The sequence below is a fragment of the Phenylobacterium sp. genome, from assembly GCF_013911965.1.
In the GTDB taxonomy this organism is placed as follows: domain Bacteria; phylum Pseudomonadota; class Alphaproteobacteria; order Caulobacterales; family Caulobacteraceae; genus Phenylobacterium.
On sequence record NZ_JACESE010000001.1, the window covers coordinates 150,601 to 172,317 of the forward strand.

General features: G+C 72.1%; 19 protein-coding genes. 9 read left to right on the plus strand and 10 right to left on the minus strand.

The window, feature by feature from the left end:
- Window positions 1–44: 44 nt before the first annotated feature.
- On the minus strand, window positions 45–1,382 hold the full coding sequence (locus H2041_RS00715; RefSeq protein WP_293408382.1) for a hypothetical protein: 1,338 nt from the start codon (window positions 1,380–1,382) through the stop codon (window positions 45–47).
- A gap of 130 nt (window positions 1,383–1,512) precedes the next feature.
- Here H2041_RS00715 and H2041_RS00720 point away from each other — a divergent pair, with 130 nt between their 5' ends.
- Window positions 1,513–2,127, plus strand: a complete 615-nt coding sequence (locus H2041_RS00720; protein WP_293408384.1) for a phosphohydrolase — start codon at window positions 1,513–1,515, stop codon at window positions 2,125–2,127.
- Here the strand turns inward: H2041_RS00720 and H2041_RS00725 are convergent.
- The 5 genes from H2041_RS00725 to H2041_RS00745 form a co-directional block, all read right to left on the minus strand.
- The gene (locus H2041_RS00725; protein WP_293408782.1) at window positions 2,124–3,506 is read right to left on the minus strand and encodes an ATP-binding protein; all 1,383 of its coding nucleotides are present in this window, start codon (window positions 3,504–3,506) and stop codon (window positions 2,124–2,126) included. The two genes, H2041_RS00720 and H2041_RS00725, sit on opposite strands and share 4 nt — an antisense overlap.
- A gap of 25 nt (window positions 3,507–3,531) precedes the next feature.
- On the minus strand, window positions 3,532–4,221 hold the full coding sequence (locus H2041_RS00730) for a response regulator transcription factor (RefSeq protein WP_293408386.1): 690 nt from the start codon (window positions 4,219–4,221) through the stop codon (window positions 3,532–3,534).
- Between the two features lie 19 nt (window positions 4,222–4,240).
- On the minus strand, window positions 4,241–4,576 hold the full coding sequence (locus H2041_RS00735) for a hypothetical protein (protein WP_293408388.1): 336 nt from the start codon (window positions 4,574–4,576) through the stop codon (window positions 4,241–4,243).
- Window positions 4,577–4,656: 80 nt separating this feature from the next.
- Window positions 4,657–5,592, minus strand: coding sequence for a J domain-containing protein (locus tag H2041_RS00740; RefSeq protein WP_293408390.1), 936 nt, complete (start codon window positions 5,590–5,592; stop codon window positions 4,657–4,659).
- Between the two features lie 112 nt (window positions 5,593–5,704).
- Window positions 5,705–6,172, minus strand: a complete 468-nt coding sequence (locus tag H2041_RS00745; protein WP_293408392.1) for a YcgN family cysteine cluster protein — start codon at window positions 6,170–6,172, stop codon at window positions 5,705–5,707.
- Window positions 6,173–6,223: 51 nt separating this feature from the next.
- Here H2041_RS00745 and H2041_RS00750 point away from each other — a divergent pair, with 51 nt between their 5' ends.
- From H2041_RS00750 to H2041_RS00785, 8 genes are all read left to right on the plus strand, one after another.
- Complete coding sequence (locus H2041_RS00750) at window positions 6,224–8,452, plus strand: PBP1A family penicillin-binding protein (protein ID WP_293408394.1); 2,229 nt, start codon at window positions 6,224–6,226, stop codon at window positions 8,450–8,452.
- A gap of 48 nt (window positions 8,453–8,500) precedes the next feature.
- Window positions 8,501–10,297 carry an ABC-F family ATP-binding cassette domain-containing protein gene (locus H2041_RS00755; RefSeq protein ID WP_293408396.1) on the plus strand — a complete coding sequence of 599 codons (1,797 nt, stop codon included), beginning with the start codon at window positions 8,501–8,503 and terminating at the stop codon, window positions 10,295–10,297.
- A gap of 493 nt (window positions 10,298–10,790) precedes the next feature.
- Window positions 10,791–12,881: an ATP-binding protein gene (locus H2041_RS00760; protein WP_293408398.1), complete on the plus strand. Its 2,091-nt coding sequence runs from the start codon at window positions 10,791–10,793 to the stop codon at window positions 12,879–12,881.
- A gap of 88 nt (window positions 12,882–12,969) precedes the next feature.
- Complete coding sequence (locus tag H2041_RS00765) at window positions 12,970–13,977, plus strand: ABC transporter substrate-binding protein (protein ID WP_293408400.1); 1,008 nt, start codon at window positions 12,970–12,972, stop codon at window positions 13,975–13,977.
- A gap of 17 nt (window positions 13,978–13,994) precedes the next feature.
- Window positions 13,995–14,762: an ABC transporter ATP-binding protein gene (locus tag H2041_RS00770; RefSeq protein ID WP_293408402.1), complete on the plus strand. Its 768-nt coding sequence runs from the start codon at window positions 13,995–13,997 to the stop codon at window positions 14,760–14,762.
- Window positions 14,763–14,767: 5 nt separating this feature from the next.
- The gene (locus H2041_RS00775) at window positions 14,768–15,526 is read left to right on the plus strand and encodes an ABC transporter permease (protein ID WP_293408784.1); all 759 of its coding nucleotides are present in this window, start codon (window positions 14,768–14,770) and stop codon (window positions 15,524–15,526) included.
- A 35-nt stretch (window positions 15,527–15,561) separates the two neighbouring features.
- Window positions 15,562–16,245, plus strand: coding sequence for a hypothetical protein (locus H2041_RS00780; protein ID WP_293408404.1), 684 nt, complete (start codon window positions 15,562–15,564; stop codon window positions 16,243–16,245).
- 8 nt (window positions 16,246–16,253) lie between these two features.
- Complete coding sequence (locus tag H2041_RS00785; protein WP_293408406.1) at window positions 16,254–17,351, plus strand: DUF2336 domain-containing protein; 1,098 nt, start codon at window positions 16,254–16,256, stop codon at window positions 17,349–17,351.
- Here H2041_RS00785 and H2041_RS00790 read toward each other — a convergent pair.
- The 4 genes from H2041_RS00790 to H2041_RS00805 form a co-directional block, all read right to left on the minus strand.
- Window positions 17,348–18,427, minus strand: coding sequence for an energy transducer TonB (locus H2041_RS00790; protein WP_293408408.1), 1,080 nt, complete (start codon window positions 18,425–18,427; stop codon window positions 17,348–17,350). The two genes, H2041_RS00785 and H2041_RS00790, sit on opposite strands and share 4 nt — an antisense overlap.
- Window positions 18,428–18,499: 72 nt before the next feature.
- Window positions 18,500–19,900, minus strand: coding sequence for a hypothetical protein (locus tag H2041_RS00795; RefSeq protein ID WP_293408409.1), 1,401 nt, complete (start codon window positions 19,898–19,900; stop codon window positions 18,500–18,502).
- A gap of 166 nt (window positions 19,901–20,066) precedes the next feature.
- Window positions 20,067–20,798: a 16S rRNA pseudouridine(516) synthase gene (locus H2041_RS00800; RefSeq protein WP_293408410.1), complete on the minus strand. Its 732-nt coding sequence runs from the start codon at window positions 20,796–20,798 to the stop codon at window positions 20,067–20,069.
- A gap of 8 nt (window positions 20,799–20,806) precedes the next feature.
- Window positions 20,807–21,712, minus strand: a complete 906-nt coding sequence (locus H2041_RS00805) for a class I SAM-dependent methyltransferase (protein WP_293408412.1) — start codon at window positions 21,710–21,712, stop codon at window positions 20,807–20,809.
- Between the last annotated feature and the right edge of the window lie 5 nt (window positions 21,713–21,717).

Sequence of the window (21,717 nt, forward strand, 5' to 3'; positions counted from 1 at the left end):
CCAAAGGCATCGCGTGCGCGAGAGGTCTGGACGTCGCGGCCGGCCTAAAGCCCGGAGAGGCGGCGGCGGACGAGTTCGGCCGCCTGGCGGTCCCGCACCACCGCGATGAGATCGGCGGCGGCCCGGACGAGGGCCCGCGCGGCGTCGGGATCGGCGGCGTCGCCCACCCGCAGGTAGTCGAGGGCTTCCTCGACATAGGTGTCGAGGAACTCCTCGACCGCCTCCATCGTCTTGGCGCGCGCGGCGGCGAAGCCGCCATAGTTGGCGGCCCCGCGGATCTCCTGGGCGAACGCCAGAAGCGTGCGGGCCTTCTGCACGGTCGCGTCGCTGGGCGGCGCATCCAGGCGCGGCGTGTCCTTGGTGACGCGCCCGACTCGCACCTGGGCGGTCGGCAGGGCGGTCCGCACGGCCTTGTCGGTCTCGCGCAGGCGCGCCTCGACGACGCGCGCCAGGGTCTTTTTCTGCCGCGCCACATGAGCGCCCCAGACGCCGTCGCGGCTCAGTTCGACATTGCCCTCGATCTCGGCGATCTGGGCGGTGACGGCCTCCACCGCGCCGCCGGCCGCCTTGACGGCCGCCGCGCCGCCCTGGGCGTCGAAGGCCTCGACGACGCCCAGCTCCGCATCGATGGAATCCAGCACCCGCTGGCCGAAGTCGGCGAGTTCGGAGCCGGACAGATAGCTCTCCGGCGGCTTGTCCATCACCGCCGAGATCAGGCGCAGCACCATCCACGGGTGGCGCAGGTGGGCCGCCAGCATCTCGAAGAAGCGGGGGCCGGCGTCCTCGGCGATGGCGACGGCGTCCTTGTAGGCGATGCGCGCGATCGCGGCGTCCTCATCGGTCACCCGCTGGATCCAGTCCGGCAGGCGGCCGACGGCGGTGCGCACCTTCGGCGTCATCTCAAGGCATTCGGCGAAATAGCGCGCACCGTCCGGGCGGGCCTGTTCGACAAGTTCGGCGGCCGCCGCGAAACGGGGATGGTTGCCCTCGCGCACCCCGCGCGCGGCGCGGCGCGCCAGGACGTCGAACGGCTCGGGCGAACTCTCCTCGGCCTGGTATTCCTCGTAGAGAGCGGCGGCGCGGGCGACCTCGTGGGTCGCCTGGTCGCGCAGGCCCTTCCAGACGAGCGCCAGGGCCCGCGCGGGAAAGGTCAGACGCTCCGTACGGCCGTCGCCGATGCAGAGGGGCGCGATCGGGAGAAAGACGGCGTTGCGCAGTTGCCGGTCCCGCGCCTCGGTCTCCACCAGCAGGCGCACGTCCACCAGGCCGGAATCGCCGCCTGCTCCGGCCAGGGCCGCCCGCAGGTCGCCGACCACCCGGTCGGGCGCGGCCTCGACCAGATTGCGGACGACGGCGAGCTTCTGTTCGGGCAAGACGCCCATCGATCCCCCTTGCCGCGTTCCAAGCCTCACGGAACGGCGGTCGTTCTCACTCTGCCGGGGGGCGGTTAAGGTTTCCCTTCGCCTAAGATGGACGCCGCTCCCGGCGTGACAGGCCAGGAGGCTGCAGGAGATGAACGAAGACTGGCTGCGCCCCGAGGTCACGTCCCAGAGCGCGGGCGCCGAAGCCAAGGCGCGCCTGATCGCCGCCTATGGCGAACCCCAGCGGCGCTACCACGACATGACCCACATCGCCGACGGCCTGGCGCAGCTTCGGGCGGTCGAGGGCCTGACCGACGAGAAGCGGACCTGGCTGGCCTACGCCATCTGGTGGCACGACGCGGTCTATGATCCGACCCGCAGCGACAACGAGGCGCAGAGCGCGGCCCTGGCCCGGCGCGACCTGGCCCTCCTGGGCGAACCGGCGCAGGCGATCGCGGAGGTCGCCCGGCTGATCGAGCTGACCAAGGGCCATCAGGTGGAGGCCGGCGACCGGCTGGGCGCCCTGCTCGTCTCCATCGACCTGTCGATCCTCGGCCGCGACCCGGCCGCCTACGCCGCCTATGCCAGCGCCGTCCGGGAAGAGTACGGCCACGTGCCCGACGCCCTCTTCCGCCCCGGGCGGGCCGCCGTGCTCGAGCACCTTCTCACCGCCCGGCCCCTCTATCCGGACGAGGCCTATCGGCATCGTTTCGAGACGCAGGCCCGGCGGAACATGGCGGCCGAGCGGGCCGCCCTGCTGGCCTAGGTCTCCGCGCGCGGCAGGTCGAGCACGACCGCCAGCCCGCCCAGGGCGGCGGTCTCCAGGCGAAGCTCGCCGCCGTAGGCGCGGGCCAGTTCGTCGATGATCGACAGGCCGAGGCCGGAACCCGGCGCGCTCTCGTCCAGACGCGCGCCGCGGCGCAGCACCTCCTGCCGGCGTTCGGGCGGCAGGCCCGGCCCGTCGTCCTCGATGGTCAGGCGCAGGCGTTCGTCGGAAAGCGGAACCGCCCGCACGCGAACCCGGCCGGCGCACCACTTTCCGGCGTTCTCCATGGCGTTGCCGGCCAGTTCCAGCAGGTCCTGCCGCTCGCCCTGGAAGTAGAGCCCGTCCTCGGCGTCCCAGTCGATGTCGACGCCTTTGTCCTGGAAGATGCGGGTCAGGGTGCGGGCCAGTTCGTCGAGCACGTCGGCGACCTCGGTCCGCTCGCCCCGGCCTGGCGTACGGGCGGCCGCCCGCGCCCGACGCAGGTGATGGTCCACCTGCTGGCGCATCACCTCGGCCTGGCGCTCGACCACCTCGCCCAGTTCGCCGCGGGTCTGCCGCGCCTCGGTGAGCATGACCGACAGGGGCGTCTTCAGCGCATGGGCGAGGTTGCCGACATGGGTGCGCTGGCGCTCCACGACCTCCTGGTTGTGGGCCACGAGGGCGTTGAGCTCGTGCGCCAGGGGCTCCAGCTCGACCGGATAGCGGCCGGCGATCTGCTCGGCCTTGCCGCGGCGCACCGAGGCGACCTCGCGGCGCAGGGCGAAGAGGGGCCGCAGGCCGAACCGGACCTGGAAGACGACGGCGCCGATCAGGCCGGCGCCCAGCAGAAGGAAGGCGACCGCCGTGGCGGTGACGAAACCGCGGACGTCGCTGTCGATCGGGGAGCGGTCCTCGGCCGCCATGAAGACCAGCGGCGCCTCGCGCCCCGGCAGGGTCGCCCGGCTGGCCATGGCCCGCAGCGGCTGGTTCAGCGGCCCGCGCGTCTCGTAGATGACGGGCCGGCCGGGCTGCGCCTCAAGGCGGGCGATCAGGTTCTCAGGCGCCGGCAGCTCGGCGTCCCACAAGGACCGCGAGCGGACGACGATGCGCCACTGCCCATCCGGCAGCGGCTCGACGATCTGCCAGTAGCGGCCGGAATAGGCGCGCAGCGCGCGGATGTCGGTCAGGGCGGGCGCCAGCACCTCCCCGTTCTCGGCCACGGTCGTGCCGGCCAAGAGGTTGTCGATGAGCTCCGATAGACCCTGGTCGAACCGCCGCAGGGCGGCCTGCTGGAAGAGCAGGGCCAGCATCACGGCCGAGATCAGGAGGACGGTCAGGCTCCAGCCCGCCGCCAGGATCACCAGGCGACGAACGAGCGAAGGCCGGCGGAGCGATTCCAGCTTCACGCTCGGGCCGCGCGCCGCGTCACGAGGCGCTCGCCCCCTCGGCCTCGTCGGCCGGACAGGTCAGGCGATAGCCCAGGCCGCGGACGGTCTCGATGCGGTCGGCGCCGATCTTCTTTCGGATCCGTCCGACGAACACCTCGATGGTGTTGGAGTCTCGGTCGAAGTCCTGGTCGTAGAGGTGCTCGACCAGCTCGGTGCGGCTGATCACCCGGCCCTGGTGCATCATCAGATAGTGCAGCAGGCGGTATTCGAGCGAGGTCAGGCGCAGGGGCTCGCCGTTCACCGAGGCGCGCGCTGCGCGGGGGTCGAGCCGCAGGCCGCCGCAGGTCAGGTTCGGCGCCGCATGGCCGGCCGAGCGCCGCAGCAGGGCGCGCAGGCGGGCCAGCAGCTCCTCGGTGTGGAAGGGCTTGGTCAGATAGTCGTCGGCGCCCGCATCGAAGCCGGCCACCTTCTCGCTCCAGGCGCCGCGGGCGGTCAGGATCAGCACCGGCGTGCCGACCTCGTTGCGCCGCCAGCGCTCCAGCACCGAGACGCCGTCCACCTTGGGCAGGCCCAGGTCGAGCACCACCGCGTCATAGGGCTCGGTCTCGCCCAGGAACTGCGCCTCCTCGCCGTCGGGCGCGTGGTCGACGGCGTAGCCGGCGTCGGCGAGCGCGGCCTTCAGCTGGCGCGACAGGTCCGGATCGTCCTCGACGAGCAGGATTCGCATGACTTCGCCTCCGTCTGGCTCAGCCGCCTTGGCGGCCGATGATGGCGCCGCTCTCGGCGTCGACGATGAAGATCAGCACCCGGCCATCCGGAGTCTGCCACTGGACGAAATAGGCCGGGCGGCCCTGATGGTCGCCCTGGGTGGTGTTGAGATGGCGACCCGGCGTCTGGCGCGCGATGGAGGCCAGCACCTGGGACAGAGGCGCCTGGCGGCCGGCGCGCACCGCCGCGCGCGCGGCGTCCTGGTCGCCGCGGCCGGCGCCGAAGGACGAGCGCAGGTCCGGGCCGTACTGCGCCAGCGCCGCGCTGGGCGCGGCCAGGGCCAGAAGCACGGCTGTGAGCGCGAGACGTTTCATGGGTTCCGATCTAGCCGCGGGCGACTGAACCGAGGCTGAACGCGGCGGTTATGATACGGCTGCGACGCCCTGTCACGGACTCAGCGCCGTTTGGGCGCATAGGGCCGCTTGGCCTTCCACTGCTCGGCGAAGGCGGTGAGCTCGGCGTCCATGGCGTCGGGCAGGGTGACCACGAGCCGCGCCAGCAGGTCGCCGCGCTTGCCGGCGGCGTCGGGCAGTCCCCGCCCCTTCAGCCGCAGCAGCGTGCCGGTGTTGGCGCCCTTGGGCACCGTCAGGGTGACCGGCCCGTCCGGGGTGGGCGCCTCGACCTTGCCGCCGAGCACGGCGTCGTAGACCGTGACCGGCAGGTCCATGACCAGCCGCTCGCCCTCCCGCCGGAAGATGTTGTGGGGCCGGATGACGAGCTCGATGAAGGCGTCGCCCGGGCCTGCGCGGCCAGGAGAGCCCTGGCCCTTCAGCCGCAGAGTCTGGCCCTCGGCGGCGCCGGTCGGGATGGTGACGTCGATGGTGCGGCCGTCGGAAAAGGCGATCCGCTTCTTGCCCCCGGCGATCGCCTCCTCGAGATCGATCTCCAGCTTGGCGCGCACGTCGGCCCCCTTGGCCGAAAAGCCGCCGCCGAAGCCGCCTGCGCCGCCGCCGCCGCCGCGCGCGCCGCCGCGGGCGCCGAACATTTCGCCCAGGATGTCGCCGAGATCGACGCCTTCGAAGGTCTCGGCGCGGGAGTAGCCGCGCCGGCCGCCGTCGAAGCCGCCGGGGCTCCAGCCGCCGCCGCCGAAGCCGCGCATGGTCTCATGACCTTCGGCGTCGATCTCGCCGGCGTCGTACTTCTTGCGCTTGTCCGGATCGCCGACGATGTCGAAGGCCGCGCTGACGCGCTTGAACTTCTCCTCGGCGGCCTTGTCGCCCGGATTGGCGTCGGGATGGTGCTGCTTGGCGAGCTTGCGGAACGCCTTGCGGATCTCGTCGTCGCTCGCGCTCCGGGAAACGCCCAGTTCCTGGTAGGGGTCGCGCGCCAAGAATGCTCTCTCCGTCAGTCAGAATTCTACGGCGTCTAGATTGTGCGGACGGCGAAGTCACGCAAGAGCGGATGTGACTTTTTTGCCACATACCTGTCGCCCTGCGACGAAGTCAGTCGCCGCTGCGGTCTTCCAGCAGGTCGAAGGCCGCATAGGCCCAGGCGTCCTCCGGGTCTTCCAGTTCGTCCTCGTTGAGCGTCTGGCCCCGGATGGAGACGCCGGCCTCGTGGACGCTTTCGGGGTCGCCGGTGATCAGCGGATGCCAGGGCGGCAGGTCGCGCCCTTCGTAGAGCCTGCGATAGGCGCAGCTCCTGGGCATCCACGGCAGCTTGCCGATCAGGCCGGGCGTCAGCTTGATGCAGTCGGGAACATGGCGCTTGCGCTCGGCGTAGTTGGAGCAACGGCACGTGTCCGGATCGAACAGGCGACAATGCACGCGGGTGGGGATCACCTGTCCGCTGTCCTCATCCTCGAAGCGAACGAGGCAGCAGAGGCCGCAGCCGTCGCATAGGCTCTCCCACTCCCGGGGCGTCATCTGTTCGAGGGACTTCGTGCGCCAAAAGGGTTTGTGCGTGCTCACGCGCCCGTCCTAAACCCGAAGCGTCTCCGCCGCCAATCACAGTCCGCGAACGTGAACGACTGGAACATCGAACCCTACCGCTTCTCGGACGAAGAGCCCGGCCGCCCGCGCGCGCCGGAGCCGCCGTCCATGGCCGCCGCCGCGGCCGAGAAGGCGGAGACCCTGCGGGACGGCTTCGGCCGGCGAGAGAAGGCGCCGCGACGCAAGGGGAGCGGAGGCGGCGGCGGCGAGCCGCCCGGCCCCGACGAGGCGCCCTTCGTCCTGCCGCCGCGCCAGCGCCGCCGGCGCTGGGGGTGGCTGTGGAAGTCGTTGGCGGTCCTGCTGCTGGTCGTGGCCGTGCTCGGCGTCGCCGGAGCGGTCTATGTCCAGAAGCGCTTCCTGGACGACGTGCCCGACCTTCCGCCGCGTGAGCAGCTCTACGCCTTCAACCGCGCGCCGGGGATCAAGTTCTTCGACCGGACGGGGCAGCTGATCGCCACCCGCGGCCCGCGCTACGGCGACCGGGTGCGCCTGGTCGATCTGCCCGAGCACGTGCCGCTCGCCTTCCTGGCCGCGGAAGACCACCGCTTCTACCAGCACGGCGCCGTGGATCCGATGGCCATCGCCCGGGCGCTCTACGTCAACTGGCAGGCCGGCGAGGTGGTGCAGGGCGGCTCCACCCTCTCGCAGCAGATCGCCAAGAGCCTGTTCCTCACGCCCGACCAGACCCTGGAGCGCAAGGTCCAGGAGGCGGCGCTGGCCTGGCGGCTGGAGCGCATGCTGACCAAGGACGAGGTGCTCGAGCTCTATCTCAACCGCGTCTTCTTCGGCGCCAACACCTTCGGCGTCGACGGCGCGGCGCGGACCTATTTCGGCAAGCCCGCGTCGCGGCTCAGCCTCTCGGAGGCCGCCCTGCTGGCGGCCCTGCCCAAGGCGCCGTCGCGGCTCGCCCTGACCAACGACATGCCCGCCGCGCTGACCCGCTCGCGCTGGGTCCTGCAGCGGATGCGCGACACCGGCTGGATCAGCGAGGCGCAGTATCAGTCGGCCCTGGCCGACACGCCCCGGCTGGCGCCGACGGCGACCTCCAGCGACGGGCCCTACGGCTATCTGCTCGACCATGCGACCAACGAGGTGCTCAGCCGCATCGCTCCCAACTCGCCCGACCTGCTGGTGCGCCTGTCCATCGATCCGGCGCTCCAGGAAGAGGCGGCCGGGATCGTCGCCCAGGTGATGGCCAGCGACGGCGCTGCGGCGGGGGCGGGTCAGGCGGCCCTCGTCACGCTCGACTCCACCGGGGCGATCCGGGCCATGGTGGGCGGCGTCGACTACAGTCGCAGCGTCTTCAACCGCGCCACCCAGGCTCGCCGCCAGCCCGGCTCCACCTTCAAGCCGCTGGTCTATGCCGCGGCGCTCGAGAAGGGCGTGCTGCCGAGCGACGTGCGGGTCGACGGCCCGGTCCGCTTCGGCGACTGGCGGCCGCAGAACTATGGCGGCGGCTACCGCGGACCGGTGACGGTGGAGACGGCCCTGGCCCGCTCCATCAACACCGTGGCGGTCAAGCTGGGAGCCGAGGCCGGCGGCCCGGCGCTCGGCGACATCTCGCGCCGCTTCGGCCTGACGACCATTCCACGCAATCCCGACCTGTCGGTGACGCTCGGCGCCTACGAGGTCAGCCTGCTGGAACTGACCAGCGCCTTCCAGGTCTTCCAGCAGGCCGGCGGGCGGCTGGACTCCCACATCGTGGAGGAAATCCGCACGGTCGGCGGCGAAACGGTCTTCGTCCGGACGCCCACCAGCCCGGTCCCGGTCTACGACGTCGCCAACGCCAGCATGATGGTCAAGATGATGCAGAAGGTGCTGGGCCCCGGCGGCACGGCCAGCCGGGCGGCCTTCGACTGGCCGGCGGCGGGCAAGACCGGCACCAGCCAGAACTGGCGCGACGCCTGGTTCGTCGGCTTCACCCCGGAGCTGGTCACGGGCGTCTGGGTCGGCAATGACGACGACACCCCGATGAACCGGGTCACCGGCGGGGCCATTCCGGCCCAGATCTGGCGCCGTGTGATGATCGAGGCCCACGAGGGCCTTGAGCCGCGCGAGTTCGAGTGGCTGCTGCCCGATCTCGAACCCCTGTTCGAGGAGGACGCGCGCAATGGCTTCTATCGTGACCTGGCCGCAGAGTTCGGCGTCGCGGCCCAGCGCGCCGAGCCGCCGCCCCTGCCGCCGCCGGCCGCCACGCCGCAGCCCCGTGACGAGGTCGATCCCAGCCGGCCGATCCCCGAGGAAGACATCCCCTTCTGACCGGGCCGCGCTTGCAGGCGCGGCGAAGCGCGCTATGTGCCTTGCCGCATGAAGCCTCCCGTTCTCGCCCTGAAGGACGTCCGTCTCGCCGACGGACCCAAGATGCTGTTCGACGGCGTCGACCTGGCGCTGGAGCCGCGCAGCCGCGCCGCCCTGGTCGGCCGCAACGGCGCGGGCAAGTCGACGCTGATGAAGATCCTCGCGGGGCTGGCCGAGGCCGACGCCGGAGAGCGCACCGTCACGCCGGGGACCAGAGTCGCCTATGTGCTGCAGGAGCCGCAGATCACGGGCCCGACCCTGCTCGACCACGCCACGGCCGGGGGCGCGGCCCCGCACGAGGCGGCGGCGGCGCTGGAGAGCTTCGGCCTCGATCCGGCCAAGCCGAGCCAGGGGCTGTCCGGCGGGGAGACGCGCCGCGTCGCGCTCGCCCGCGCCCTGGCCGAGGACCCTGACGTCCTGCTGCTGGACGAACCGACCAACCACCTCGACATCCTGGCCATCGAGACCCTGGAGGCCGCCGTCGCCGCCAGCCGCGCCAGCGTCCTGATCGTCAGCCACGACCGCGCCTTTCTGGAACGCGTGACCCAGCGCTGCTTCTGGCTGGAGGGGCGCAAGGTGCGGCGGCTGGACAAGGGCTTCGCCGCCTTCGACGAGTGGGTCGAGCGCATCCGCGCCGCCGAGGCCGAGGAGGCGCGCCGCCTCGACAAGGCCATCGAGCGGGAACAGCACTGGATGGCCCGCGGCGTCACGGCGCGGCGCGCCCGCAACGAGGGCCGCCGCCGGCGCCTGATCGAGATGCGGCAGAACAAGGCCGAGCGCCTGCGCGACCAGAAGGGGGCGCTGAGCATGGGCCTGAGCACGTCGGGCCTGTCCGGCCAGCGCGTGGCCGAGGTCAAGCGCCTGTCGAAGAGCTTCGGCGACCGGATCATCCTGAAGGACTTCTCCACCCGCATCCTGCGCGGCGACCGCATCGCCATCGTCGGGCCCAACGGGGCCGGCAAGACGACGCTGGTCAAGCTGCTGCTGGGCGAGATTCCACCCGACGCCGGCGAGGTGGTCCTCGGCACCAATCTGGAGATCGCCTATATCGACCAGGCCCGCGCCGATCTGAAGCCCGACATGCTGCTGAAGGACGTGCTGGCGCCCCAGGGCGGCGACCAGATCCTGGTGCGCGGCGCGCCCAAGCACGTCGCCGCCTACGCCAAGGAGTTCCTGTTCACCGACGCGCAGGTGCGCCAGCCGGTGCGCAGCCTGTCCGGCGGGGAGCGCAACCGCCTGCTGCTGGCGCGCGCCCTGGCCAGCCCGGCCAACTTGCTGGTGCTCGACGAGCCCACCAACGATCTCGACATGGACACCCTCGACCTGCTCGAGGACCTGCTCGCCGACTTCGAGGGCACGCTCATTCTCGTCAGCCACGACCGCGACTTCGTCGACCGCCTGGCCACCTCGACCATCGGGCTGAATGGCCGCGGCCAGGTGGTGGAGACGCCCGGCGGCTGGCAGGACTTCATGAGCCAGAATCCCGGCTTCTTCGGGCCGGCGGCGGCCCCGGCCAAGCCGGCTGCGAAACCGGCGCCGGCGCCGGCCGCCCCGAAGGCGGCGGTCAAGCTCTCCTACAAGGAGCAGCGGCGGCTCGAGGAACTGGACGCCCTGATCGCCGATCTGCCGGAGAAGATCGCCCTGCTGGAGCGCCAGCTGGCCGATCCGGAACTCTACGGCCGCGACCCGGCCGCTTTCGACCGCTACGGCCAGGCGCTGGAGACCGCGCGCAGTCGGCTCGAAGCGGCCGAAACCGAGTGGCTGGAGCTTGAATCCCGGCGCGAGGCGCTTGAGGGCGGACGCTGACGCCAGCCCGCGCGCAATCCTGTGGATAAGCGCGACCGATTGATCTGAAAGCGGAATTCCCGCGAAATCCCCAGCCGATCCACCGGTTCTCCACTGGCGGAACGACGTTCTCCCACATCGGAGCGAGGTCGGGCGCTTGCTTCATAGAGGGTCCGGGCGCAACGTCAAGGGGCCGAGAGGGACCGCGTCCCTGGCGAAGCGGGAAACCGGGACGCCGACGGAGCGGGAGGTTCTCAGGAGACGACGGCGGGGCGACCCTTCGTCGAGGCTCGGAGGACAACGGCGCGACGGAAACCTGCGGGGAAGCCCGCCTTCGAAGTCGCGGCGACCTTTACGGCGCAGATCCTTCGCGGATCTGGAACGAGGGCGACGCAGCGGGCGACCGTTGCGCCGCCCTCTTGCCTTGGGCGCAGCCTTTCCGCCGCCCTGTCTAGCTTAACCATTTGGCGCCATCCCCCAGGCATTGTCGGCAGGTCTGGGGAGCCCATCCATCATGCTTCACGCGTCCGGCGCTCGGCGACACGCCAGCCTGACCGCCGTCCTGAGCCTGGCCTTCGCCGCCAGCGCCCTCTTCAGCGTCGTGCTGACGCGCGATGAGAACAGCGTCGCGGCGCTGTGGCTCGCCAACGGAATCCTGGCCGCCGCCCTGCTGGTGCTGCCCAGCCGCTGGGCGGCCGCGGCGCTCGCCGCCTGCGCCGTCCTCAGCCTGACGATCAACTTCGCCACGGGCGCCCCGCTTCGCCTGGCGCCGGCCTTCACCGCCCTGAATCTGGCCGAGGCCGGCCTGGCCGCCTGGCTCGTGCGCCGCACCCTGGGCCATCGCCCGCGGATGGGCGACCTGCGCCAGCTCCTGCAGCTCCTCGGCCTGGCGGTGATCCCGGCCTGCGCCCTCACCGCCCTGCCGGCCGGCGCGATCATCAGCACCGCGGGCGGCGGCTTCTGGGCGACGTCCTGGAGCTGGGCCCTGGCGCACGTCCTGGGCATGGCCGTGACCCTGCCGGCGGTCCTGCTGCTGGTCCATGGCCGCAGCTGTCCCGACTTCCGCCGCAGCCGGGCCGAACGGGCGGCGATCTACGGCTCGGTCGTCGCCCTGAGCATCATCGCCTATCTTCCCGCCACCTTCCCGACGCCGATCCTGCTGACGCCGCTTCTCGTGATCGCAGCCTTCCGCCTTGGGCCGCGGGGCGCGGCGCTGACGGCGCTGACCATGTCGGTGGTCTGCACCCTCGTGGTGACCAAGGGGCCGGTCGCCAAGATCGCCACGCTCTGGACGCCGGTCGAGCGGATCCACAACCTGCAGCTCGTCATCGCGCTGGGCTTCATGACCAGCCTGTCGGTGGCGCTGATCCTGGCCGAGCAGGCGCGCATCCGGCGTCTGCTGGCGATGCGCACGCGCGCGGCCAAGCGGGCGCAGGCGCGGGCCCAGGCCGCCGGCGCCGCCAAGGCCGAGTTCCTGGCGACCATGAGCCACGAGATCCGCACGCCGATGAACAGCATCCTGGGCTTCACCCAGACGCTCATCCGGCGCGACGACCTGCCGGCGGAGGCGCGCCGCCAACTCCACCTGATCGACCGGGCCGGCGCCTCCCTGCTGGCGCTCGTCAACGACATCCTCGACTTCTCGAAGCTGGAAGCCGGCGAGGTGGAGCTGGCCCTCCGGCCGCACCGGCCGGCGCAGATCGCCGAGGAGAGTCTGGCCATCATCGCGCCCGCCGCGGCGGACAAGGGCCTGGATGTCCGGCTCGAGGTCGCAGGACCGGCCGGCGCCGTCGCCGAGGTCGACGAGTTCCGGCTGCGCCAGATCCTGCTGAACCTGCTCAGCAATGCGGTGAAGTTCACCGAGGCCGGACGTGTCGACCTCGTCCTGTCGATCCGCGAACAGGGCGAGGCCCTGCTCCTGCGGTTCGAGGTGCGCGACACCGGCGTCGGCATCCCGCGCGAGCGCATGCACCGGCTGTTCCGCCGCTTCTCGCAGGTCGATTCCTCCGTCAGCCGCGCCTATGGCGGAACGGGTCTTGGCCTCGCCATCTGCAAGGGCCTGGTCGAGGCCATGGGCGGCCTGATCGGCGTGAAGAGCGCGCCTGGCGCCGGCTCGGTCTTCTGGTTCGAGATCACCGCGGACGCCGCTGCGGCCGAGGCCGACAGCGCACCGCGGGGCGAAGCCGCCGATCTCTCGGGCCTGCGCGTCCTGCTGGTGGACGACCACCCGATGAACCGCGACCTCGGCCGGACCGTGCTGGGCCTGCTGGGATGCGAGGTCGCCGTCGCCGCCGATGGGGCCGAGGCCCTGGAGTTGGCCAGCAGACTCACCTTCGACGCCATCCTCATGGACGTGCATATGCCGGTGATGAACGGCCTGGAGGCCACGGTCGCGATCCGCGCCTTGGACGGGCCGGCCGGCGGGGTCCCGATCATCGCCATGAGCGCCGACGTGCTGCCGGAGATGGTCGAGCGCTGCCGCCGGGCCGGCATGAACGACGCGGTGGGCAAACCCATTCAGATCGAGGCCCTGCACGGCGCCCTGGCGCGCTGGGCCGGCCGCGACGTCCGCGGGAGAGGCCAGCCGACCGAGGCCGCGGCCTGAAAGCCTTGGCGCGGATTTCCCCACGATCGGCTCTCCCCTTCCGGCGAAAACGCTCTAGGTTGGCCGGGTTCGTTTCGGGGGTTCGTTCATGAAGATCCTGCGCCATGTCGCCATCGCGCTCGCCGCTCTGGTCTGCGCCTGCTCGCCCCGCGAGGAGGCCGCCGATCCCGCCGCCGGCGCCGAGGGCCTGACAACCATCCGCTTCGCCACCGACTGGCGGGCGCAGGCCGAGCACGGCGGCTTCTATCAGGCGCTCGCCACGGGCGAGTACGAGAAGCGCGGCCTGAAGGTGGAGATCGTGCAGGGCGGGCCCGGCGTGAACGTGCCCCAGCTGCTCGCCTCCGGCGCCGTGGACATGGGCATGGGCTCCAACAGCTTCATCGTCCTGAACCTGGCCCAGGAGAAGGTCCCGGTGACCGCCGTCGCCGCCTTCATGCAGAAGGACCCCCAGGTCCTGATCGCCCATCCCGACCAGGGGATCGAGACCATCGCCGACCTGAAGGGCCATCCGATCCTGCTGTCCGACGCCTCGGTCACCGCCTTCTGGGTGTGGCTGAAGGCCAAGTACGGCTTCACCGACGATCAGGTGCGCAAGTACACCTTCAACTCGGCCCCCTTCCTGGCCGACAAGCGCGTGGCCCAGCAGGGCTATGTGACGTCGGAGCCCTACACCATCGAGAAGGAGGCGGGCTTCGCGCCGAAGGTCTTCCTGCTCGCCGACTACGGCTATCCCGGCTACGCCACCATGGTGCTGGCGCGGAACCCGCTCATCGCCGAAAATCCCGAGGCCGTGCGCGCCTTCGTCGAGGCGACGGCCGCCGGCTGGCGCTCCTATCTTCACGGCGACGCCTCGGCCGCCGACGCCCTGATCCGGGCCGACAATCCGGAGATGAGCCAGGACGTGCTCGATCAGGCGCGGGAGAAGCTGAAGTCGTATGAGATCGTCGAGGGCGCCCATCCCGACCAGCTCGGCCTGATGACCGACGAACGCTGGGCGGAATTCTACCAGATGGCCCGCGACCAGGGCGTCTATCCCGCCGACATGGACTATCGCAGCGCCTACACCCTGGACTTCGTCCAGCCGGCCCAACCCTAAGGGACGCGACAGGGCCGATGGAGTCCGCCACGGTCGCAGCCCTAGACGCGGTCGAGGTCGACTATCCGGCGCGCGGACGCGCGCTCGGACCGTTCAGCCTTTCGCTCGCGGCCGGAGAGATCACCGCCATCGTCGGGCCGTCCGGCTGCGGCAAGTCGACGGCTCTGCGCCTGCTGGCCGGACTGGAGCAGCCGACACGCGGCGCGGTGCGCCGCACCCCCGGCCGCGGCGAGACCGCGGTGGTCTTCCAGGCGCCGACCCTGGCGCCGTGGCTGAGCGCCCGGGCCAATGTCGCCCTGCCGCTGGAACTGGAGGGCGTCGCCCGTCGCGAGGCGCAGCGGCGCGCCGAAGCCGCCCTCGCCCGGGTCGGGCTTGGCGCCGCAGCGCGGGCGAGACCGGCGCAGCTCTCCGGCGGCATGGCCATGCGCGTCTCCCTCGCCCGCGCCCTGGTCACGGAGCCGCGCCTTCTGCTGCTGGACGAACCCTTCGCCGCCCTGGACGAGATCACCCGCCGGGCGCTCGCCGACGACGTGCTGAGACTGTGGGCCGAGTTGAAGCCGGCCATCGTCTTCGTCACCCACAGCGTCGAGGAGGCCGTCTACATGGCCAGCCGCGTGGTGGTGATGAGCGCCGGCCCCGGCCGCACCGCCGGCGAACTGACGGTCTCGGGCGAGACGCCCCGCCCCGAGGGTTTCCGAACGACCGCAGGCTTCCGGGCCACGGTGGAGGCGGTCTCGACCGTGCTGGCCTCAGCCATGCATGCGCCCCAGGAGCCTGCGGCGTGAGACGCGTGGTCGACCTGCTCGCGCCCGTTCTCCTGCTGGCCCTCCTGTTCGGCGCCTGGGAGGCCGCCTGCCGGATCCTGGCCGTGCCGAGCTATTTTCTGCCGCCGCCCTCGGAGGTCGCCGCCGCCGTCGTCGCCGACGCCGACAGCCTGCTGGCCTCGGCCTGGAACACGCTGTTCATGGCGCTCGTCGCCCTGCTGATCGCGAGCCTGGCGGCCCAGGTCCTGGCCCTCGCCGTGGCGCTGAGCCCGATCCTGGAACGGGCGGTCAAACCCCTGGCCGTGGTGCTGCAGGTGACGCCGGTGGTGGCCATCGCGCCCCTGGTGGTGATCTGGGCCGGCATCGATCATCCGGAACGGGCCATCGTCGCGCTGGCCGCCGTCGTCGCCTTCTTCCCGATCTTCTCCGGGGCGGTGACCGGGCTGAAGGCGGCCGATCCCGACCTGGAACGGCTCTTCGACCTCTATGGAGCCGGCCGCGTCCAGCGGCTGGCGCGCCTGCGCCTGCCCTCCGCCGTTCCCTTCCTGCTGGAGGGCCACAAGGTGGCGGCGGGCCTCGCCCTGATCGGAGCCGTGGTGGCCGAGTTCGTCGCCGGTTCGGGCGGCGCCCAGGGGCTGGCCTGGCGGATTCTGGAAGCGGGCAACCGGCTGCAGACGGCCCGGATGTTCGCGGCCCTGGTGGTGCTGGGCGTCATGGGCGCGATCCTCTACGCCCTGCTGGCGCGGCTGGAGCGCTTCGGCCTTCGCTGGTGGCGCGGACGTTAGGCCAGGGTTAAGCGGCCAGACCTAATCATTCGGCCATGCGTAAGCTCAGCCTGGCCGTCCTGATTCTCGCCGCCGCGCCCGCCGCGCAGGCGCACGCCCAGGTGGTGCAGGACCGCTACGGCCCGCCGCCGGCCCATCAGCTTGCTCCCACGGGCCCCGAGGGAGCGCCCCAGGCCGCCGCCTATGGCGGGACGATGCTGGGCTGGGCGAACAAGCGCTCGCCTCGCGCCGAGACCGCGACGGCGGCCGCCGCGCCGCAACGCCCCCAGGCCCTGGCGCTCGCCCACCAGTTCGCCAGGCCGGCGTCGTCGCCGCCGACGCCGCCGACGGCTCAGCCGCTGACGTCACAGGCCCCGTCACAGCCGCCCCGCGCCGCCGCCGCGCCCGCGGTTCAGCCGGGTTATGAGCCGGTGGGCCGAGCCGAAATCGCCCCCGCGACCCCCGCCCTGCTCGGCGGTCCGCCGGCCGCCTGGGCGGGGCCGTACAGGCTCTGGGGCAGCGGGGCGGCCGCACCGTCGGCGCAGCAGATGGCGCAGGCGGCCCCGGCCGGCGGCGGGCGGACCCACCTCTATTCGGTGCATCGACCTTACGGCCTGACTCCGGACGCCATTCCCGCTCCGCCCGCGGGGGACCGCTATATCCTGGTCGGGCCGCCCGATGCGCCAGCCCCTTCCGAGGAGGCCGCGGACGACGCCGAGGGCCTCGACCGCCAGTTCTGAGACGCTCCATGGAACGGACCAAGATCCACGACCTGATCGCGCTCGCGAGCGAGCCCTCGAGCGAGCGGCGGCGCGAACTGCTGCGCAGCGTCACCGACCTGTTCTTCACCGGCGAGGGCGGCCGCGCGCCGAAGGAGATGTCGCTCTTCGACGACGTGATGAGCCAACTGGCGAGCGAGATGGAGGAGGCTGTCCGGGCCGAACTGGCCGGCCAGATCGCCGAGACCGCCGAGCCGCCCCGCGGGCTGCTGCGCGATCTGGCCCGCGACCGGTCGATCGCCGTCGCCGAAAAGGTCCTCACCCGGTCCGAGGCCCTGACGGACGACGACCTGCTGGCGGTCGCCCACACGCGCGGTCAGGCGCATCTGCGCGCCATCAGCCAGCGCGCCACCGTCTCGGCGGCCGTGTCCGAGGCCATCGTCGAACGCGGCGACGACCAGACGCTCGGCGTCCTGCTCCGCAACGACGGGGCCGAGCTGTCGCGCGAGTCCCACGAGCGGGCCATCGACCGGGCCATGGCCAACGCCGAACTGCACGCCGCCGTGGTGTCGCGCCGCACCGTTCCGGTGGACCTGCTGAACGAGATGTACTTCGTGGTCGAGGCGCGGCTGCGCGACCAGATCCGCGAACGCAACGCCGAGGTGGATCCCGCCGCCCTGGAGGCCGCGCTCGCCGCCGGCCGCAAGAGCGTCGCCGCCCGCGACGGCGCCCTGCCCCCGGACTATGACGAGGCCGAGCGGGCCGTCCGCCTGCTGAAGCTGCGCAACGGCATCACGCCGCCGGTGCTGGCCGCCTTCCTGCGCAATCGCGAGACCACCAAGTTCCTGGTGGCGCTGAGTGAGATGGCCGACATCGATTTCGGCACCGCCCGCAAGATCCTCGAGCGCCGCGACCTCGACGCCCTGTCGATCGTCTGCAAGGCCGCCGGCTTCGAGCGTTCGCTCTATCTGACCTTCGCCCTGCTGATCCTCGACCGCGAAGCCAACGCCATGGGCCGCGCAAAGGAATATGGCGAACTCTACGAGTCCATCCCGCGCGAGGCCGCCCAGCGGACCATCCGCTTCTGGCGAATCCGCCGCCAGACCGGCGACGTCGCCGCGGCCTAGGGGGCGGCGGGGGGCGCGGCGGGGGGCGCCTCCGCCGTCGGGTTCTGGTAGCGCAGCGGAATCGTGATCCGGCCGCCCACGGTCGGCAGGCCTTCCATCGTCCAGACCGACATCCGGAAGCCGGGCGTCAGCGAAAGGGCCGCAGGGCCGAAGCCGTAGCCTGCCGGGTCCTCGGAAGCGACGCGACAGTCCTCCACAGTTCCGCCCTCGCCCACCCGGCAATCCATTATCACACGCCCTGAAGCGACTCCGGCGACCTGCGCCGCGGCCGGAAAGGCCCCGGCCATGGAGGCCGCGGACGGCAATGCGGTCCAGGTCGGCCGGCCGGTGACGCGGGCTTCGCCATCGAGCATCAGGGGATCGAAGGTGACCATGTACTGGGTTTCCAAGGCTTCCAGGTCCAGCTCGCTACCTGGCGCCAGGGGGGCGATCTCGAAGTCTTCGGAAAGGCTGCGCGCGGCGCGGGCGAAGCCGAAGCCCCGCGGCTCCTCGTTGATCGTCTGGCAAGTCTTCAGCCGCCGATCCGCATCGATCCGGCACTTCACCGTCGCCGAGCCGCCGACGCGGCGGGTCGCAGCCTTCTCCGGATAGACCGCGACGGCTTCAGCGTAGGTGGGCGCCTCCGTCCAGGTCGGCTGGCCGATAAAGTAGCGCGACACCGGGGGCGGAACACGCGCATAGCGTCCGCTCATGCCCCGCTCGAGGCCGGTGAAGTCGAATGGGATGTGGGTGCGGCTGACGACGGGTTCGCCGTTCTTCGTGCCCGGCTTCATCAGCAACTGCGGGGTCAGGGCGATGGCCGCGGCGCCGAAGCCCATCCCGGCGGGCGTCTCGGACTCCACCGCGCAGTCGAAGAGGGCGCCCTGCCGGCTGACCAGGCAGACGAGCGTCGCGCGTCCACCCACGCCCTTTCGTATCGCTTCGGCCGGCGCGACGGCGTGCAGGTCCTGAGGCGTGGGCATCCGCAGCCAGTCGGGGAGCGTGTCCAATTCGGCGTCGGGAGTCACCGATTGGCGGGCCTGCGCCCCTCCGGCGGCCAGCAGAAGCGCGCAGAGAATCAAGCCGGTCCGAGTCATGTTCCCCCCCACGCGATCAGGGAGTTTCTACCAGCGCGCGCTCACTTCTAGAACCACCATTTGAGGTGGCGATCACACCGCGTCGCGCGGGACGACGCGCAGGCGCAGGCGCTCCATGGCCTCGATGGCGATCAGGCTGAAGGAGCGCAGGCCCTGTTCGGCGAAGACGTCGAGGGCGGCCTGCAGCGCCAGAGCCGCCGAGGCGCGCTCGCCGCGATCCTTGCCGGTAATGTCCAGCCGCGCCTCGTAGATGCGGGCGAGGTTGACCTGGGCCAGCGCCCAGGTGACGGGGTCGGCCCCGGCGCGACGACGGGACAGTTCGATCTTGAAGGCCGCTTCGGCCGCATCGAGCACGGCCAGGTCGCCGGAGAGCTCGGCGGCCCGCGCCAGGCAGAGCGCGCGGCCGTTGGACGCCTCGGCGCGCAGGGCCAGGGTCGGCGCCTCGGCCAGGACCAGCCCGGCGCGCTCATAGCAGGTGACGGCCTGCTCGTAGGCGCGCTCGCCGCACGTGGCCTCCCCAAGGGTCTGAAGCGAGAAGCCGAGCGTGGCCTGGATCCGCGCCCAGTCGAGGGGGCTATGGTCGCGCGACAGGTCGTCCAGCACGTCGGCCAGGCGGGTGACGGACTCCAGGATGGCCTCGACGTCGCCGTCCACCTCGCCGATCAGGGCCAGGATGTGGCCGCGCAGGGCGGCGGCGCGGGCGTGGGCCAGCGGCTCATAGGCGCCGTCCAGGCCGTCGGCCACGTCGGCGGCCTCGTCGAGCGCCATGCGCAGCAGGTCCGCGTCCTTGAGGCGGGCGCCCCATCCGGCCAGCAGGTCGGCGCGCAGGGTGCGGGCCTCGGCGATCAGCAGGTGGGCGGCCGAACAGCGGCGGGTCAGGGCCTTCAGCGCCGCAATCGGAGCGGCGAAGCGGGCGGCGGTGACGCGCGCAGCCTGGGCGTCGCCGAGGCTCATGCGGCGGCGGCCCTCGATGAGGGCGAGGCCGACCTCGGCCAGGGGCGCGGCCAGGCCGCCGCGGGCGGCTTCGCGGGCCTCGCGGAAGGCGATCTCGGCGGCGGCGTTCAGGCCCTCGTCGCCGAACAGCTCGGCGCCCAGGAGGGCGCAGTAGGCCTGTTCGCAGCGGGCCCGGGCCCAGCCGTCGGGGCGGCGGTTGCGGTCGAAGGCCTCGGCGGCGGCTTCGGCCTGGGCGGCGGCCTTGCGCAGGGTCGTGGCGTCGCCGGAGCGGCGGGCGACCTCGCGCCAGACGATGGCCGCCTCGAGCCGGCGCTGCGGCTTGTCCTTGGCGCTGATCCGGCCGGCGGCCACATCGGCGGCCCGGCCTTCGTTGCGCAGCAGCGAGAGGTCGAGCAGTTCGAGCAGGGCCGCGTCGCCGCCCGCCAGGCCGTCACGGGTGGGACGCCAGGCGCCCTGCCCCCCGAAGATGCGCTTCAGCTCCCGGCCGAACTCGAACATGAACTGGAACTCCGTGCCCATCAGAGTCCCGCGACGGGACGACCGTCACGGGTGCATGCCCGACAGAGCAAAGCCGGAGCCGCCGGCTTTAACAAGTCATTAACTCTTGAACATGGTTAACGGAACCTTTCGTCGCACCAGTAAAGCGCGCCGAGCCGCCGGATCTTTTCTCAACAACGGCGGAGGCTTACGCCTCGGATTCGGCGAAGATGGCGGCCTGTTCGTCGGGCGTGAGAATTCTCCACTCGCCCGGCGCGAGAGCGTCCGGCAGGTCCAGTCGCCCCACGCGGTCGCGGTGCAGGGCCTCCACGTGGTTGCCCACGGCGGCGAACATGCGGCGCACCTGGTGGTAGCGGCCCTCGATGATGGTCAGCCTCGCCCGACGCTCGCCCAGGACCTCCAGAACGGCTGGCGCCAGGGGATCGGTCTCGCCTTCCAGCATCAGCTCGCCCGCGGCGAAGACGGCCGCCTCATCGCCGCGCAGCGGCCGGGCGAGCTCGGCCACGTAGCGCTTGGCCACATGGCTGCGCGGCGAGATCACCCGATGCAGGAAGGGACCGTCGTCGGTGATGAGCAACAGGCCCGAGGTGTCGAGGTCGAGGCGCCCGACCGTGGACAGCGCCGGCATCCGCGCCCGCCACCGCCGCGGCAGAAGCTCGTAGACGCTGCGCCCGGGCTCGCGGTGGGAGCAGACCACGCCCAGCGGCTTGTGCATCAGAAGGGTCAGCGGGGCCGGCGGATCGACGGGCGCACCGCCGATGGTCAGGCGCTGCGGCAGCTCGGCCGAGATCGGCACCTTGTAACCGGTGTCCTTGATCGCCTGCCCGTCGAACACGATGGCGCCCGTCCGGGCGAGAGCCTGCACCTCCTTGCGCGAGCCGTAGCCGAGATTGGCCAGCAGCCGGTCGAGGCGGGCCATGGGCGGCTTCATCGCCTAGCCTCGTGGACCTTGTAGCCGCCGGTCTCGGCCAACAGGGCCACCTTGCCGAAAGCCTCCCGCAACGGCGCCTCGTAGGGCAGGTGGCGGTTGGCGACCATCAGCAGGCGTCCGCCAGGCTTCAGCGCCCGGGCCGCCGCGGCGATGAAGGCCGCGCCCAGGCTGCGGTCCTCGGCCCCGCCGTCGTGGAAGGGCGGGTTCATGACCACGAAGTCGAGATCGGCCAGGTCCGTGCCGCCGCGGACATCGGCCCACAGGAAGCGGGCGCGGGGATCGTCCACGTTGCGCCGCGCGCAGTCGACGGCGCGACGGTCGATGTCGACGAGGGCGAGCTCGGCGACGTCCTTCGAGGCTAGCACCGCGCGGGCCAGCACCCCCAGGCCGCAGCCGAGATCGGCGCCGCGCCCTTCCAGCGGCGGCAGGTGGTCGAGCAGCAGGGCCGACCCCGGGTCGACCCTGTCCCAGGCGAACACGCCCGGCTGAGTCCAGAGGCCAAGCGTCTTCGACAGACGCGGCGCGCCGGCGGCGATGGCGTCGTCCAGGCCGCGGAGCTCGGCCGGACGGACGGCGTGGCAGATGCGATGGTGGCGACGGCCGCTCTCGGCGACCTCGAGGCCGAACGCCGCGAGCTCCTTGCCCAGGCGCGATCCGCCCTTGTCCTTGGGCGCCAGCGCCAGCAGGTCCCCGCCGGGCTTCAGCGCCCGCAGGGCCTGGGCGAGCACGTAGCGCCGCTCCGCCACGCCCGGCGGCGCCAGCAGGGTCGCAGCGTCGAGGCCGCCGTCGGACAGGTCCTCCAGCGCCTGCGAGCCCGGGATCAGGGGCGAGACCTGGACCGCATCGGCCGGGGTCGGCGCGAGTTCCCGCGGCGGGCGCCCATAGAGGCCGTGGCCGCCCATGCGCC

Excerpts from the sequence above, each read along its gene's own strand:
- H2041_RS00755 (WP_293408396.1), top strand. The coding sequence starts at position 8,501 with ATGAAGCCTCCCGTTCTCGCCCTGAAGGACGTCCGTCTCGCCGACGGA.
- H2041_RS00770 (WP_293408402.1), top strand. The coding sequence starts at position 13,995 with ATGGAGTCCGCCACGGTCGCAGCCCTAGACGCGGTCGAGGTCGACTAT.
- H2041_RS00765 (WP_293408400.1), top strand. The coding sequence starts at position 12,970 with ATGAAGATCCTGCGCCATGTCGCCATCGCGCTCGCCGCTCTGGTCTGC.
- H2041_RS00730 (WP_293408386.1), bottom strand. The coding sequence starts at position 4,221 with ATGCGAATCCTGCTCGTCGAGGACGATCCGGACCTGTCGCGCCAGCTG.
- H2041_RS00795 (WP_293408409.1), bottom strand. The coding sequence starts at position 19,900 with ATGGGCACGGAGTTCCAGTTCATGTTCGAGTTCGGCCGGGAGCTGAAG.
- H2041_RS00785 (WP_293408406.1), top strand. The coding sequence starts at position 16,254 with ATGGAACGGACCAAGATCCACGACCTGATCGCGCTCGCGAGCGAGCCC.
- H2041_RS00790 (WP_293408408.1), bottom strand. The coding sequence starts at position 18,427 with ATGACTCGGACCGGCTTGATTCTCTGCGCGCTTCTGCTGGCCGCCGGA.
- H2041_RS00720 (WP_293408384.1), top strand. The coding sequence starts at position 1,513 with ATGAACGAAGACTGGCTGCGCCCCGAGGTCACGTCCCAGAGCGCGGGC.
- H2041_RS00780 (WP_293408404.1), top strand. The coding sequence starts at position 15,562 with ATGCGTAAGCTCAGCCTGGCCGTCCTGATTCTCGCCGCCGCGCCCGCC.
- H2041_RS00715 (WP_293408382.1), bottom strand. The coding sequence starts at position 1,382 with ATGGGCGTCTTGCCCGAACAGAAGCTCGCCGTCGTCCGCAATCTGGTC.
- H2041_RS00800 (WP_293408410.1), bottom strand. The coding sequence starts at position 20,798 with ATGGCCCGCCTCGACCGGCTGCTGGCCAATCTCGGCTACGGCTCGCGC.
- H2041_RS00735 (WP_293408388.1), bottom strand. The coding sequence starts at position 4,576 with ATGAAACGTCTCGCGCTCACAGCCGTGCTTCTGGCCCTGGCCGCGCCC.
- H2041_RS00760 (WP_293408398.1), top strand. The coding sequence starts at position 10,791 with ATGCTTCACGCGTCCGGCGCTCGGCGACACGCCAGCCTGACCGCCGTC.
- H2041_RS00805 (WP_293408412.1), bottom strand. The coding sequence starts at position 21,712 with ATGGGCGGCCACGGCCTCTATGGGCGCCCGCCGCGGGAACTCGCGCCG.